Here is a 13,178-nt window from a genome sequence, read left to right as displayed (position 1 = left end):
GAAACTACGCCGGATAAGAACGCACGCACTCCTTCACGCCGGCAGAAGCCCACGATGAGTAAGCCACTGGAAACCGCCACACCACATCCGCTGGACCTTCCTGCAACGGAAATGGCAAGCGGTATCTGCCAGGGCCGGTTCGCCTCCGAAAACGTGGTGGCGGAATCGATCCGCCGCGCCAAGGCGGTGCGCGAAACGCTCAATCCGTTCACCGTCCTGCGTGAGGAGCAGGCGCTCGAAGCGGCCCGCGAGGCGGATCGCGCCGCCGCCCGCGGCGAAGCAACCGGCCCATTACACGGTGTACCGTTCGCCGCCAAGGACCTGACGCCGACCGCAGGCGATCTGACGACGCTGGGCTCATGGACAAAGGGCGACTGGGTGCCTGCCGAAACAGCGCTCTGCATCCGCCGTCTTCAAGGCGCGGGTGCCATTTTGATGGGAAAAACGACAACCCCGGAATTCGCCTTTGCAAGCTTCACCCAAAGCCCGCGCTGGGGCGTGACCCGCAACCCGTGGGACCCGGAGCGCACCTCCGGCGGTTCCTCCGGGGGGTCGGCCGTTGCGGTCGCGACCGGCGTCGTGCCCTTTGCGGAGGGCACGGATATGGGCGGCTCTGTGCGTATTCCGTCCGCATTCTGCGGCACGGTCGGCCTGAAACCGAGCCTCGGACGAATTCCGATGACGATCCTGCCAAGCGTTTTCGACAACATCTCGCATTTCGGTCCGCTGGCACGCACGGTGGCAGACGCGATCGCCTTCATGGAAGCGGCCTGCGGTCCGAGCGACGAGGACATTTCTTCGCTGCCGATCGGCTTCATGTCACATGCGGCACGAGACGGCCAATTGGAAGGCAAGCGCTTAGCACTCTCAATGGACCTCGGTTACTATCGTATCCAGCCCGAGGTCGAGCAGGCGATACGCGCTGCTGTCGAGGAATTGCGTCGCGCCGGCGCCACAGTCGATGCAGTCCCGTTGCATTGGACGCGCTCGGTTAACGATGAATGGTTCGATCTCTGGTGCGTCTTCATGTCTGGCTTCTTCGGCGAGACTATTACCGAATACCGGGAGAAAATGGATCCTGCCGTCGTTGCGATCATCGAGCGCGGCTTTTCAATGAATGCCACCGCCTACAAGCGCGTGGAATTGCTGCGCACCGCAATGTGGCGCGATATGGCAAAGCTCTTCGAGAGCCACGACGCCCTGCTCTGCCCCACCTGCGCCATCACCGCTCCGCTCGCCAGCGAAACTGACGACGACTATGTCGCGACCTGTCCGGACGGCCGTTTCGCCGGGCTCGACATGACCTGCCCTTTCAACATGCTGCCGCAACTGCCCGCGCTTTCTCTGCCGGTCGGTCCTGCAGCAAATGGCATGCCGGTCGGGCTGCAGATCATCGGACGCCGCTTTGCCGACGAAGACGTTCTGGCGATAGGCGCGGCACTCGAGGCGCGTCTTGCGGTTCCCCGTTTTCCCGCCTCTTGACTTATGCTGCTGATCGTCCGACTTCACTCACGACGAACGCAAGGAGCAGGGTCATGAGCGACGCGGCAAAAAGCACGATCGACCAGAGCGAGGTGGACCGCTTTTCCGCAATGGCGGCGGAATGGTGGAGCCCGACCGGCAAGTTCAGACCGCTGCATAAGTTCAACCCGGTGCGCCTGACCTATCTCCGCGACAAGGCAGCCGAAAACTTCGGCCGTGACCAGAAGAGCCCGCGTCCGCTGGAAGGCCTGCGCGTGCTTGACATCGGCTGCGGCGGCGGCCTGCTTTCGGAACCCGTCGCCCGCATGGGCGCAAGTGTTGTCGGTGCCGACCCCTCGGAGAAGAACATCGGCATTGCCTCGACACACGCGCAAGCGTCTGGCGTCACAGTCGATTATCGCGCAGTCACCGCCGAACACCTTGCGGAAGCCGGCGAGACCTTCGATATCGTGCTGAACATGGAAGTCGTCGAACATGTCGCCGACGTCGATTTCTTCATGACGACCTGCGCCAGGATGGTGCGCCCCGGCGGGCTGATGTTCGTCGCCACCATCAACCGCACGATGAAGGCCGCCGCACTCGCGATCTTCGCCGCCGAGAACATCCTGCGCTGGCTGCCGCGCGGCACGCATCAATATGAAAAGCTGGTCCGCCCTGAAGAGCTGGAAAAGCCGCTTTCGGCGCGCGGCATGACGATCATCGAGCGCACCGGCGTCTTCTTCAATCCGCTGTCGAACCAGTGGAACCTGTCCAAGGATATGGACGTGAACTACATGCTGCTGGCGAAGCGGCCCGCCGAATAGCGATCAGTTCACGTCTTCGGGCAGGACCGGAAGCGCTGCAATTTCGATGCCTTCTTCGAGCAGCGCCTGGGCCTCGTCGGTCGTCGCCTGTCCTATGATGCCACGGGCGTCCGCCTCGCCATAGTGAATCTTGCGAGCTTCTTCGGGAAACTGCGCGCCGACATCCTCGGCGTTCGCCTTGATGTGTGCGACGGCTGCCTTCAGCTTCTCAAAGGCGTCGCGGCGCGCCGTATCCATCGCCAGCGTCTTGGTCTCGTCCTTCTTGCGGGCGGTCGAGACGGATGGCGCCATCAACGCCTTCGAGATGGATGTGGAATTGCAGACCGGACAGGTGAGGTAACCGGACGCAACCTGCCGGTCGAAATCGGCACTTTCGGAAAACCATGCTTCGAATTCGTGGGCATTCTCGCAACTGAGGGAATAACGGATCAAGTGGCGACGCCTCCCACGACAGCCCCTGTAATTTTTTCGATCGAGAATTCACGGCCGTTCTTGAGATTCGGAATCTTATCACGCGCGGCCTTGACCGCCGTTCGATCGATGTCGGCGACAATCACCGCCTCGCCGGTACCGCCGGCCGAGGCCAGAACCTTACCCCAGGGATCGATGATCATCGAATGCCCGTAGGTCTCGCGGCCGTCCTCATGAAGCCCGGCCTGCGCTGCAGCAATGACGAAAACCCCATTTTCGATGGCGCGGGCGCGAAGCAGGATTTCCCAATGCGCCTCACCCGTCTGCCTCGTGAATGCGGCAGGCACCGTCATGACTTCCGCCCCGGCGATCGCCTGGGCGCGGAAAAGCGCAGGAAACCGAACATCGTAGCAAATCGTAAAGCCCATTTCCGCAAATGGCAGCGACAAGACGCGCGCTTCCGAGCCCGGACGATAGGCGGCACTCTCCCGCCAGCTTTCGCCGTTATCGAGATCGACGTCGAACATATGGATCTTATCGTAGCGATTGAGGATTTTGCCTTCTGGGCCGAAGAGAAAGCCGCGATTGGCGATTTTGCCGTCGTCGAGTGCGATCGCCGTCGAGCCGACATGCAGGTAGATGCCGAGGGCGGCAGAAAGTGCGGAGGCCGTTTTGACGATAATGTCGTCCGTCTCGTCGCGCAACACCAGTTTCGCGGCAATCCTGTCGCGCTGCAGCATGCCGGTCATTTCCGGCGTCTGCACATAGATCGCGCCCTGGGCTGCTGCCTCACGCACCAGGTGCATCATCGAGGCTGCGTTCTTCGCGGGATCGACTCCGGAACACATCTGAACGGCAGCGGCCTTGAACGTCATCGGTCTCCCCTCATGCTACCAGCATGGGATCGAGCCCACCGGCGCGGTCCAACGCATATAGATCATCGCATCCGCCAACGTGCTGCCCGCCTATGAATATCTGCGGGAACGTCGTCCTGCCATTTGACCTGCCAACCATCTCCTGGCGAAGGTCCGGCGAAAAGGTCGCATCGTGTTCGATATACTCGATCCCTTTCTCTTCGAGAAGAGATTTTGCGCGAGCGCAATAGCCGCAGAACTGCCGCGTATAGATGATGACTGGTGCCATATTTTATCTCCAGACGTATGCCGGTTTTCTTTTTCTCATATAGGTTCCGACAAAGCCCTTGCAAAGGTTAAAACCGTGATGTCCACGGCGCCCGCCCGCCGAAGTACGCGCCTTGCGGGCAAGCTCTGAACTTGCGTCACAGCATACGGGATCAATGGAGCGGACCCGGAACCAATACATCGCAGGCCCGGTCATGCCGTCGCCGGAGCGAAGCATCCAACCGCCACCATCGGCCCAGATCGGTGCGGTCGCGATATTTGAGACCGTGGGGGAGATCGCCGACGGCGTGATCGTGCGCGGCGACCGAGCGAAGCCGGGAAAAGGGCGGTGGATGGCGATCGCCTCAGCGCTAACGGCAGAACCAGTACTTCGCAATAAGACCGCTCGATGAAGTGCACGCCGGACAAACATTTCGGACATGATCCGCGGTGGCCAGCGGCAACAATGGGAGGCGCGGGCCGGCGGATAGAGCCGATCGGCGAACATGGCGAATGGCCGGACGAATTGCGTTAATCGCAGCGCCCGGTCGTTCGAAATTGATGGGCCAATTTGCGAAGATTGGCGCTTTGCGCAGGACAAGGAAAATCCACCTTGCCCCCCTTGGCGCGCAGGATTATGGACATGCACATGGATATGATCTTCGACCGGACCGCGATCGCCGCAAACCGCCGTCGCGCACTGAAAAACGCCGATCCGAAAGCTGCCTTTCTCCTGGATATCGCCGCAGCGGAACTTGCCGATCGGCTGGCTGTCGTCGAACGCCATTTCGAGACAGCCGTGGAACTGCACGGTATGACGGGAGCAGCGGCGCGGGCGGCAGTCGCAACAGGCAAGATCGGTGCTATGACACGGGTCGAGGCGGAACAGGCATTTGCCGCGCCGAATGAAGTTCTGGCCATGGCGCCGCTCGAGGACGTGCCGATCGAGCCGCAGTCTGCCAACCTCGTTCTTGCGCCGCTCTGTCTGCATCTCACCAACGACACGCCCGGCGTCTTCATCCAGATTCGCCGTGCTCTCAAGCCCGACGGCCTGTTTCTTGCGGCAATCCCCGGAGCAGGTACTCTCCAGGAACTCAGGGATGTTCTGCTTGCAACGGAAGCGGAGATGACCGGAGGCGCGAGCCCGCGCGTGATCCCGTTCGCCGACGTCCGCGATGTGGGCGGCCTCCTCCAGCGCGCCGGCTTCGCGCTGCCGGTGATCGACGCCGAGACCTATACGGTCCGCTACAATTCCCTCTTCCCGCTGATGAAAGACCTGCGCGCCATGGGCATGACCAATCCCCTCGCCGCCCGCAGCCGCAAGCCGCCCACCCGCGCATTCTTTCTGCGCGCGGCAGAAATCTATGCCGAGCGCTATTCCGATCCGGACGGGCGTATCAGGGCGACATTCTCGATCATCTATGTTTCAGGATGGGCACCGCATGAAAGCCAGCAGAAGCCGTTGCAGCCGGGCTCGGCGAAAGCGCGGCTTGCCGATGCTCTGCGCGTGGACGAGCACAAGCTGAAGCAGTGAATGGAGGCGAGCCACTTGATCGCCTAGTGGTTGTCAAGGTTGTTGGACACCGTATTGAAGGTGTTTTGCAGGCTGTTGCCGAAGGTCGTCAGTCCGCCGATAAGGGCGGCTGAAATCAGGGCGGCCAACAGACCGTACTCGACTGCGGTCGCGCCGCGAATGTCTGCAAGGAAAGCTTTCAGAATACGCATGCCCAACCTTTCCCGCCAAGGCGGATATCCGATTTCCTCAGCAGCCGGCTCCTGAACCGTACCCCTGGACAACGCAGACCGAGCCGGGCGTCTCCTGCAAGACGCTACGTCGGATCGTGTAGCGCTTGCCGTTTTCCGTTCTCGGGATGGATCCGGTCGTGATCGTATCGAAGTCGGCCGGAACACTGGCGAAAACGCTCGACTTGGACTTGTCGGCGAGCATTGGCGTGAGGATGAGCGTCAGGGCAACGACCGCGGTGCCGAATAGCAAAACGAGATTGAGCGCGCCCGTCCTGCGCGAAGCATTCGAGCTCTGTTCTTTCTCTCGGACAGCTTTCCAGAAATCGTCGTCCATTGCGTCAAGCCTTTTACTCACACGCCAGTTGCTTGAGTGAGGCCGATCTTTGGCAGAAGGTGATAAACGATCGATTAATAACTCTGGCCGAAACCGGCACTTTGCCGCAAGAAAGCGATAATTCGCTAAAGTAGATCCTGAAGCATAGGGATCAACGGCTCGTCGGCTGGCGGCATCGGATAATCCCTGAGAGCCATGGGTTTTACCCATTTCAAAGCCTGGCCCTCCCTGCCCTGGGGAATGCCCTCATAGCGGCGGCAGACATAAAGTGGCATTAGGAGGTGAAATGTGTCGTAGCTGTGGCTGGCAAATGTCAGCGGCGCGAGGCAGGCAACCTTGGTCTTGACGCCAAGTTCTTCCTCGAGTTCGCGCACCAAGGTCTCCTCCGGCGTCTCGCCAGGTTCGACCTTGCCGCCGGGAAACTCCCACAGGCCGGCGAGCGACTTTCCCTCCGGGCGCTGTGCCAGAAGGATACGGCCGTCGGAATCGATCAACGCGCAGGCGGCAACCAGCAGAATATTCTTGCCGGTTTCGCTCATTGCGCCTGTTCCCGGCGCCAGTAGCTGTAGCGGTAAGCCTCGCGGAAACCGAGACGGCCATAGAGCGCCAGAGCCGGGACGTTTACAGCCTTGACCTGCAGCCAGGCCGAGCGGGCGCTGCGCATGCGTGCCCAGCGAAGGGCAGAGGTCAGGATTTCGAGGCCGAGGCCCTCCCGCCGCCGCTTCTTAGCCACCGAAAGCGACATGATGCCGGCAAGATCGTTGTCCTGAACGCAAAGCACGGTTGCAAGCGGGCCGGTTTCCGGATCCTCGATCATGAAGAGACCGCACGGCGGTCCGATCGCGTTAATGATCTCGGCAAGCGCCGGCTTCAGCTTCGGGGAGACTTGATCCGTCGCAAGATTGGCATCGACGAAGCGGCCGATGTCATGCGTCGGCAGGTGATCGAGTGTGTCCGGCAGTTCGGCATGCGCCAGATCGCAGGTCATGACGATTGTCTCGTCGAAATGCGTCCATTGTCGCTCTTTGACGAGATCGATCAGAACCGGCGACGCAAGCGGTGTGTGGCGAAGAACGGCCGGGCGGCCATATGCCTCGAATTTGCGGCTGGCCTTCTCCAGCCGGACTTCGACGTCGCGATGATCGGAAGGGTCGAGCGGCACGATGGAATTCAGCCGGTTCGACGGATGGCCCGCCGTCAGCCGTACCTGCCAGCTGCCGTCATATTGCACGGAAGAAGCCGGCCACGCCCGGAAACCGACAGCTTCCAGCCTGCGTACGAGCGGCAAATTTGCCTTTTGGGAGAATGTTTCAGTCAAGAACGATCAGCTCCGGTAGTCGCCGTTGATCGCCACATACTCTTTTGTGAGATCGCAGGTCCAGACCGTAGCCGCACCTGCGCCGAGCCCAATATCGACTTTAATCGGAATATCCTGCTTCTTCATCACATTCGAGGCGGCTTCCTCCGAGTAATCAGGGTCGCGCTCACCGTTAACCGCAACACGTACATCGCCGAACCAGATGGCGAGCCGATCACGATCGGCCATCTCGCCGGCCTTGCCGACGGCCATCACGATGCGGCCCCAATTAGCGTCTTCGCCGGCGGCAGCCGTCTTCACCAGGGGTGAATTCGCGATCGAAAGCGCAATGCGCTTGGCAGCCGCATCGCTCTGTGCGCCGGTCACGTTGATCTCGAGCATCTTGGTGGCGCCTTCGCCATCACGGCAAACTTGAAGCGACAAATCCTTCAACACTTCATTGAGCGCCGCGCGGAAGGCGGCAAGGCGCTGATCGTCGACACGCTCGATGCGGACCTGACCGTCCTCGGCGGCGGCAGCCGTCGCAAACAGCATCAGCGTATCGGAGGTAGACGTATCGCTATCCACCGTCATCGAATTGAAGGTCGGGCCGACGCCGTCCGAAAGCAGTGCCTGCAGAGCGGCGGGCGCGATATCGGCATCCGTGACAACGAATGAGAGCATGGTCGCCATGTCGGGTGCGATCATGCCGGCGCCCTTGGCAATGCCGTTGATGGTCACTTTCACGCCGCCGATTTCGGCATTGCGGGTCGAAACCTTCGGATAGGTGTCCGTGGTCATGATCGCCTTGGCGGCTTCGAACCATAAATCGCCGGTCGCCTCGGCATGCATCCTGTCGAGAACACCTGCGAATTTCGTCGCATCCAGCGGCTCGCCGATCACGCCGGTCGACGCCAGATAGACTTCATTCTCGCCGCAGCCGACGGCAGCGGCAGCCGACTTTGCCGTCAAGGCGGTCGCCTGGCGTCCCTTCAGGCCGGTGAAGGCATTAGCGTTGCCAGAGTTGACGACGACGGCGCGCGCGATGCCATGCGGCAGATTGCCACGGCAGAAGTCGACGGGCGCCGACGGGCACTTCGATCGCGTGAAAACCCCCGCAACGGCGGCCGGCTTGTCGAAGACCATCATAAGCACGTCCGTCCGGTTCTCATACTTGATGCCTGCGGAAGCGGTCGCCATGCGCACGCCGCGCAGCGCCGGCATCGTGGCAAAGGTTGTCGGAGCGAGCGGAGAAACGGAACCGGACATGAGGATCGACCTGGCTATAGGCATTTCCAGGCGACTTGGAAAACGGTTCGCCCTCCGGAAATGCGACAACAAAGGATAGTGAAGGGCCCGGAAGAACCGGGCCCTGGATGGAAATTACTGCTGCGGCTGCGTTGCTGGCGCCTGCTGCTTGTTCGCGTCGTCGTAACCCTTGCGAAGCGTTTCGTCCATGATGTCGACCTTGGACGTTTCCTTCGCCTTGGAGAGGAGGGCAAGGTACTTATCGCGCATGACAAGCTGACGAACCTGGTCCTTGACCTGATCAAGCGGCGGCGGCGGCGCGTCGCGCTTGTCCTCGACCTTAATGACGTGGAAGCCGAAATCGGTCTTCACAGGCGTCTTGGTATAGGTGCCCTTTTCGAGAGAGAAGGCTGCGTCCTCGAATTCCTTGACCATGCGACCCTTGGTAAAGTAGCCGAGATCGCCGCCGTCAGCCTTGTTCGGGTCGGTGGACTTTTCCTTGGCAAGTTCTGCAAAGTCCTTGCCGCCATCCAGCTGCTTGATGACATCCTTGGCCTCTTGCTCGGTCTTTACGAGGATGTGGCGAGCATGGACTTCTTCCTGCTTCGGAAGGGCTGCGACTTCCTTGTCGTAGCGCGCCTTCACTTCATCGTCGGTAACGGTATCGACGACATGCTTCTTGAAATAGGCATTATGCAGTTCGCGATCCGAGAGATATTGTATGCGCTTCTTGAATTCGCTGGTCTGATCGAGCTTCTCGGCAGCCGCATCGCCGGCGAGGAGCTTGACGTCGATCGCGGCCGAAAGCGCGGCAACCTTCTTCTGATCGTCCGGGAGCTGCGCTAGCTGGGGATCGAGGTTGGCGACGGCCAGATCGAGTTCCGACTGATGGATCTCAAGGTCGCCGACCTTGGCAACGACTGCATCCGGCTTGTCTTCCGCATAGACCGGCGCCTGGAGCGCAACGAAAGTTGCAAGCGCCATCACGGCGAGTTTGTTGTAGCTCAACATCAAATAACCTTTCAGAGTTACATCACCGGCTTCAGCATTCGTGAATCCAGCCCAAAACAGCCATCAACACTGGAATGTGGCCTTTCTATATCAGCCAAATCCGTTGACATCATTCGACCCCCCTCTTATCTGTCACGCAACCTCGCGTCCAGAAAAGTTTCCTGGCGTTTCGAGACGTGTGCCTGATTTTCGGCTGGGTGTGCGTATAAGAAAAGCCGGGGAAGAATATTGAGAAAGGACCAGTCATATGGTCAGCTTCGGCGGTCTCGCCCGCAAAATATTTGGCTCTGCCAATGATCGCCGCGTGCGGTCCTTCCAGCCGAAAGTCGCCGCCATCAACTTGATCGAAGAGAAGACGAAGGCCCTGAGCGACGAACAGCTCGCCGCCCAGACGGTCGAGTTCCGCAAGATGCTTGCGGACGGGAAGACGCTCGACGACATTCTCGTTCCGGCATTCGCCGTCGTGCGCGAAGCCTCGCGCCGCGTACTTGGCCTGCGGCCTTTTGACGTGCAGCTTGTCGGCGGCATGATCCTGCATTCGAACGCCATCGCCGAAATGAAGACCGGTGAAGGTAAGACGCTGGTTGCGACACTGCCGGTTTACCTGAATGCGCTTGCCGGCAAGGGTGTCCATGTCGTTACTGTGAACGACTACCTTGCCCGCCGCGACGCCGCCAACATGGGCCGTATCTACAACTTCCTCGGGCTCACCACGGGCGTCATCGTCCATGGACTGTCGGATGAGGAGCGCGCTGCCGCTTACAATTGCGACATCACCTACGCCACGAACAACGAACTCGGCTTCGATTATCTTCGCGACAATATGAAGTATGAGAAGGGCCAGATGGTCCAGCGCGGCCACAACTTTGCGATCGTCGACGAAGTGGACTCGATCCTGGTTGACGAAGCACGCACGCCGCTGATCATCTCCGGTCCGCTCGACGACCGCTCCGATCTTTATAACACGATTGACGCTTTCATTCCGCTCTTGTCGGCGGAAGATTACGAGATCGACGAGAAGCAACGTTCGGCGAACTTCTCTGAAGTTGGTACTGAGAAGCTCGAAGGTCTCCTAAAACAGGCAGGCCTCCTGAAAGGCAGCGCGCTCTACGACATCGAAAACGTCGCGATCGTCCATCACATCAACAATGCGCTGAAGGCCCACAAACTCTTCCAGCGCGACAAGGACTACATCGTGCGCAATGGTGAAATCGTCATTATCGACGAATTCACCGGCCGCATGATGCCGGGCCGCCGCTATTCGGAGGGCCAGCACCAAGCGCTGGAAGCCAAGGAAAAGGTGCAGATCCAGCCAGAAAACCAGACGCTGGCGCAGATCACCTTCCAGAACTATTTCCGCATGTACGGAAAGCTCGCCGGCATGACCGGTACGGCGCAGACGGAAGCGGAAGAATTCGGCAACATCTACGGCCTCGATGTCATCGAAGTGCCGACTAACCTGCCGATCCAGCGTATCGACGAAGACGACGAGGTCTACCGGACCTTCGAGGAGAAGTACAAAGCGATCATCGCCGAGATCGCAGACGCCCAGAAGCGCGGCCAGCCGGTGCTCGTCGGCACGACCTCCATCGAGAAATCCGAACTTCTGGCTGAGCTGATGCGCAAGCAGGGCTTCAAGGACTTCCAGGTCCTGAACGCCCGCTATCACGAGCAGGAAGCGTATATCGTTGCGCAAGCAGGCGTGCCGGGCGCGGTCACGATCGCCACTAACATGGCGGGCCGCGGTACCGACATCCAGCTTGGCGGCAACCTCGACATGCGCATCGAGCGCGAGCTTGGCGAGGCCGAGCTTGGCCCGGAACGCGACGCCAAGATTGCAGCGATCGCCGAGGAGATCCAGAAACTCAAGGAGCAGGCGATCGCCGCCGGTGGTCTCTATGTCATCGCGACGGAACGCCATGAAAGCCGCCGCATCGACAATCAGCTCCGTGGCCGTTCCGGCCGTCAGGGCGACCCGGGCCGCTCCAAGTTCTATCTGTCGCTTCAGGACGACCTGATGCGCATCTTCGGCTCCGATCGCATGGACGGCATGCTCCAGAAGCTTGGTCTCAAGGAAGGCGAAGCAATCGTCCATCCCTGGATCAACAAGGCTCTGGAGCGCGCCCAGAAGAAGGTCGAGGCCCGCAACTTCGATATCCGCAAGAACTTGCTGAAATACGACGACGTGTTGAACGATCAGCGCAAGGTGATCTTCGAACAGCGCCTCGAACTGATGGAAGCTACGAACATCTCCGAGACCGTTTCGGATATGCGCCGCGAGGTCATCGAGGACCTCGTCGAGAAGCATATTCCCGAGCGTGCCTATGCGGAGCAATGGGATGCTGCCGGATTGAAGGAGCAGGTTGCCGCGCTTTTCAACCTCGATCTGCCAATCGAGGACTGGGTAAAGGAAGAAGGCATTGGTGAAGACGATATCCGCGAACGTCTGACGGAAGCGGCCAACGCTGCCTTCACCGAAAAAGCCGAGCGTTTCGGCCCGGATATCATGCACTATGTCGAGCGTTCGATCGTGATGCAGACATTGGACCATCTCTGGCGCGAGCACATCGTCAACCTCGACCACCTGCGCTCCGTCATCGGCTTCCGCGGATATGCCCAGCGCGATCCGCTGCAGGAATACAAATCCGAAGCCTTCGAGCTCTTCCAGACCCTACTGAACAGCCTGCGCGAGGCTGTGACGGCGCAGTTGATGCGCGTCGAGTTGGTGCAGCAGGCGCCCGCCGAGCCGGAACTGCCGGTCATGCAAGCCCAGCACCTGGACCCCGACACGGGCGAGAATGATTTCGCGCCGATCTTCCAGGCGTCCGAAGTGATCGTCTCGCCGGAAAACCGGGATCCGAACAACCCGTCCACCTGGGGCAAGGTCGGCCGCAACGAGCCGTGCCCCTGCGGTTCTGGCAAGAAATTCAAGCACTGCCACGGTGCGTTTGCCGAAGCCTGAGCGTCGGCAGGCAGCTCAAGAATGCCGCCTTCGGGCGGCATTTCTTTCTGCGCGAATTAGACTGGCGGTTAAGGATGATATGCTCACCACAACCGTTTCTTAATCCTGATCTGACAAGACTTCTGACACGATTTGCCTGAGTTCAGAGTGTTGCGTGTTCGTAATGGCGGTCATTGAAACAGCGGAAAGACTGCTGCCTGCGGGCCTGCGTCCGGCGGGAAGCCGTCTGCTGCGCGTGCTTGCCGCAATCGTGACCGGGCACGGCGACAAGGCAACCGCGCAGCGGATGGCACTTACCGCCTTTTCGATCCGCATAGTGAGCGCCGCCCTCGCCTTCATTTCCCAGATCATCCTCGCGCGCCTCATGGGCGAATATGAATACGGGATTTTCGTGTTTGTCTGGGTTCTGATCGTCCTTTTCGGCGATCTCTCCTGCCTCGGCTTTCACACCGCGATCGTTCGTTTCCTGCCGCAATACAAGGCTGCAGGTGCCTTCGAGGAAATTCGCGGCCTGACGGGAACGGCCCGTACCTTCGCCATGCTTTCCGGAACGCTGGTGATGGCTTCCGGTATGGCGGGGCTCCCTTTTCTCAGCGGCCGGGTTGGTGCCTATTTTCTCATTTCTCTTTTTCTTTGCCCTCTCCCCCTGCCGCTGGTAGCGCCCTGGGGCAGTTTTGGAGTCACCTCGCGCGCCCATCCCTCGCCCCGCCGGGGCCCGGGCCCGGCGTCCACCGCCCCGGGCCTCCCCCGCGCTCTCCTGCCG

14 protein-coding genes and 1 pseudogene are annotated in these 13,178 nt (G+C 60.3%); 5 read left to right on the top strand and 10 right to left on the bottom strand.

The genetic code is table 11. The annotated features are described in order from the left end of the window. Nucleotides 1–54 precede the first annotated feature (54 nt). Together C9413_RS04205 and ubiG are read left to right on the top strand one after the other, a co-directional pair. Nucleotides 55–1,482: an amidase gene (locus C9413_RS04205; protein WP_039846249.1), complete on the top strand. Its 1,428-nt coding sequence runs from the start codon at nt 55–57 to the stop codon at nt 1,480–1,482. A 53-nt stretch (nt 1,483–1,535) separates the two neighbouring features. Next, nucleotides 1,536–2,285: a bifunctional 2-polyprenyl-6-hydroxyphenol methylase/3-demethylubiquinol 3-O-methyltransferase UbiG gene (gene ubiG, locus C9413_RS04200; RefSeq protein WP_039846250.1), complete on the top strand. Its 750-nt coding sequence runs from the start codon at nt 1,536–1,538 to the stop codon at nt 2,283–2,285. A gap of 3 nt (nt 2,286–2,288) precedes the next feature. On the opposite strand, the gene C9413_RS04195 is transcribed toward ubiG, so the two are convergent. The 4 genes and pseudogenes from C9413_RS04195 to C9413_RS33055 form a co-directional block, all read right to left on the bottom strand. Next, the gene (locus C9413_RS04195) at nt 2,289–2,717 is read right to left on the bottom strand and encodes a DUF1178 family protein (RefSeq protein WP_039846251.1); all 429 of its coding nucleotides are present in this window, start codon (nt 2,715–2,717) and stop codon (nt 2,289–2,291) included. Beyond that, complete coding sequence (locus C9413_RS04190) at nt 2,714–3,571, bottom strand: carbon-nitrogen hydrolase family protein (protein WP_039846252.1); 858 nt, start codon at nt 3,569–3,571, stop codon at nt 2,714–2,716. Before C9413_RS04190 ends, C9413_RS04195 begins: the two co-directional genes overlap by 4 nt. 10 nt (nt 3,572–3,581) lie before the next feature. Continuing rightward, entirely contained in the window at nt 3,582–3,839 is a 258-nt protein-coding gene (gene grxC, locus C9413_RS04185; protein WP_039846253.1) for a glutaredoxin 3, read from the bottom strand. Nucleotides 3,840–3,874: 35 nt separating this feature from the next. Further along, nucleotides 3,875–4,398, bottom strand: a pseudogene (locus C9413_RS33055) (hypothetical protein). A gap of 68 nt (nt 4,399–4,466) precedes the next feature. On the opposite strand from C9413_RS33055, the gene C9413_RS04180 reads away from it, so the two are divergent. Next, nucleotides 4,467–5,351 carry a methyltransferase domain-containing protein gene (locus C9413_RS04180; RefSeq protein WP_039847014.1) on the top strand — a complete coding sequence of 295 codons (885 nt, stop codon included), beginning with the start codon at nt 4,467–4,469 and terminating at the stop codon, nt 5,349–5,351. A gap of 23 nt (nt 5,352–5,374) precedes the next feature. Here the strand turns inward: C9413_RS04180 and C9413_RS04175 are convergent, their stop codons facing one another. The 6 genes from C9413_RS04175 to C9413_RS04150 all read right to left on the bottom strand — a co-directional run bounded on the left by C9413_RS04175 (nt 5,375) and on the right by C9413_RS04150 (nt 9,453). Beyond that, a complete protein-coding gene (locus C9413_RS04175) occupies nt 5,375–5,542 on the bottom strand; it encodes a Flp family type IVb pilin (RefSeq protein ID WP_082046579.1) in 168 nt (55 codons plus the stop codon). Between the two features lie 37 nt (nt 5,543–5,579). Next, nucleotides 5,580–5,897, bottom strand: a complete 318-nt coding sequence (locus C9413_RS04170) for a hypothetical protein (RefSeq protein WP_039846255.1) — start codon at nt 5,895–5,897, stop codon at nt 5,580–5,582. 125 nt (nt 5,898–6,022) lie between these two features. Further along, entirely contained in the window at nt 6,023–6,436 is a 414-nt protein-coding gene (mutT, locus tag C9413_RS04165) for an 8-oxo-dGTP diphosphatase MutT (protein WP_039846256.1), read from the bottom strand. Beyond that, nucleotides 6,433–7,215 (bottom strand): GNAT family N-acetyltransferase, encoded by a 783-nt coding sequence (locus C9413_RS04160; protein ID WP_039846257.1) that lies wholly within the window; start codon nt 7,213–7,215, stop codon nt 6,433–6,435. The genes mutT and C9413_RS04160 overlap by 4 nt, the downstream gene beginning before the upstream one ends. Nucleotides 7,216–7,221: 6 nt before the next feature. Next, nucleotides 7,222–8,463 (bottom strand): bifunctional glutamate N-acetyltransferase/amino-acid acetyltransferase ArgJ, encoded by a 1,242-nt coding sequence (argJ, locus tag C9413_RS04155; protein ID WP_039846258.1) that lies wholly within the window; start codon nt 8,461–8,463, stop codon nt 7,222–7,224. A gap of 114 nt (nt 8,464–8,577) precedes the next feature. Beyond that, a complete protein-coding gene (locus C9413_RS04150; protein WP_039846259.1) occupies nt 8,578–9,453 on the bottom strand; it encodes a peptidylprolyl isomerase in 876 nt (291 codons plus the stop codon). A 247-nt stretch (nt 9,454–9,700) separates the two neighbouring features. On the opposite strand from C9413_RS04150, the gene secA reads away from it, so the two are divergent. Both secA and C9413_RS04140 read left to right on the top strand, forming a co-directional pair. Beyond that, nucleotides 9,701–12,415 carry a preprotein translocase subunit SecA gene (gene secA / locus C9413_RS04145; protein WP_039846260.1) on the top strand — a complete coding sequence of 905 codons (2,715 nt, stop codon included), beginning with the start codon at nt 9,701–9,703 and terminating at the stop codon, nt 12,413–12,415. 163 nt (nt 12,416–12,578) lie between these two features. Beyond that, nucleotides 12,579–13,178: oligosaccharide flippase family protein (locus C9413_RS04140; protein WP_170250212.1), on the top strand; the 600-nt coding region annotated here is incomplete at its 3' end.

The organism is Rhizobium sp. SEMIA 4085, assembly GCF_013004495.1.
GTDB lineage: Bacteria > Pseudomonadota > Alphaproteobacteria > Rhizobiales > Rhizobiaceae > Rhizobium > Rhizobium gallicum.
The sequence above is the reverse complement of the archived record's forward strand: the minus strand, read 5'-3'. Positions and strand labels throughout refer to the sequence as shown.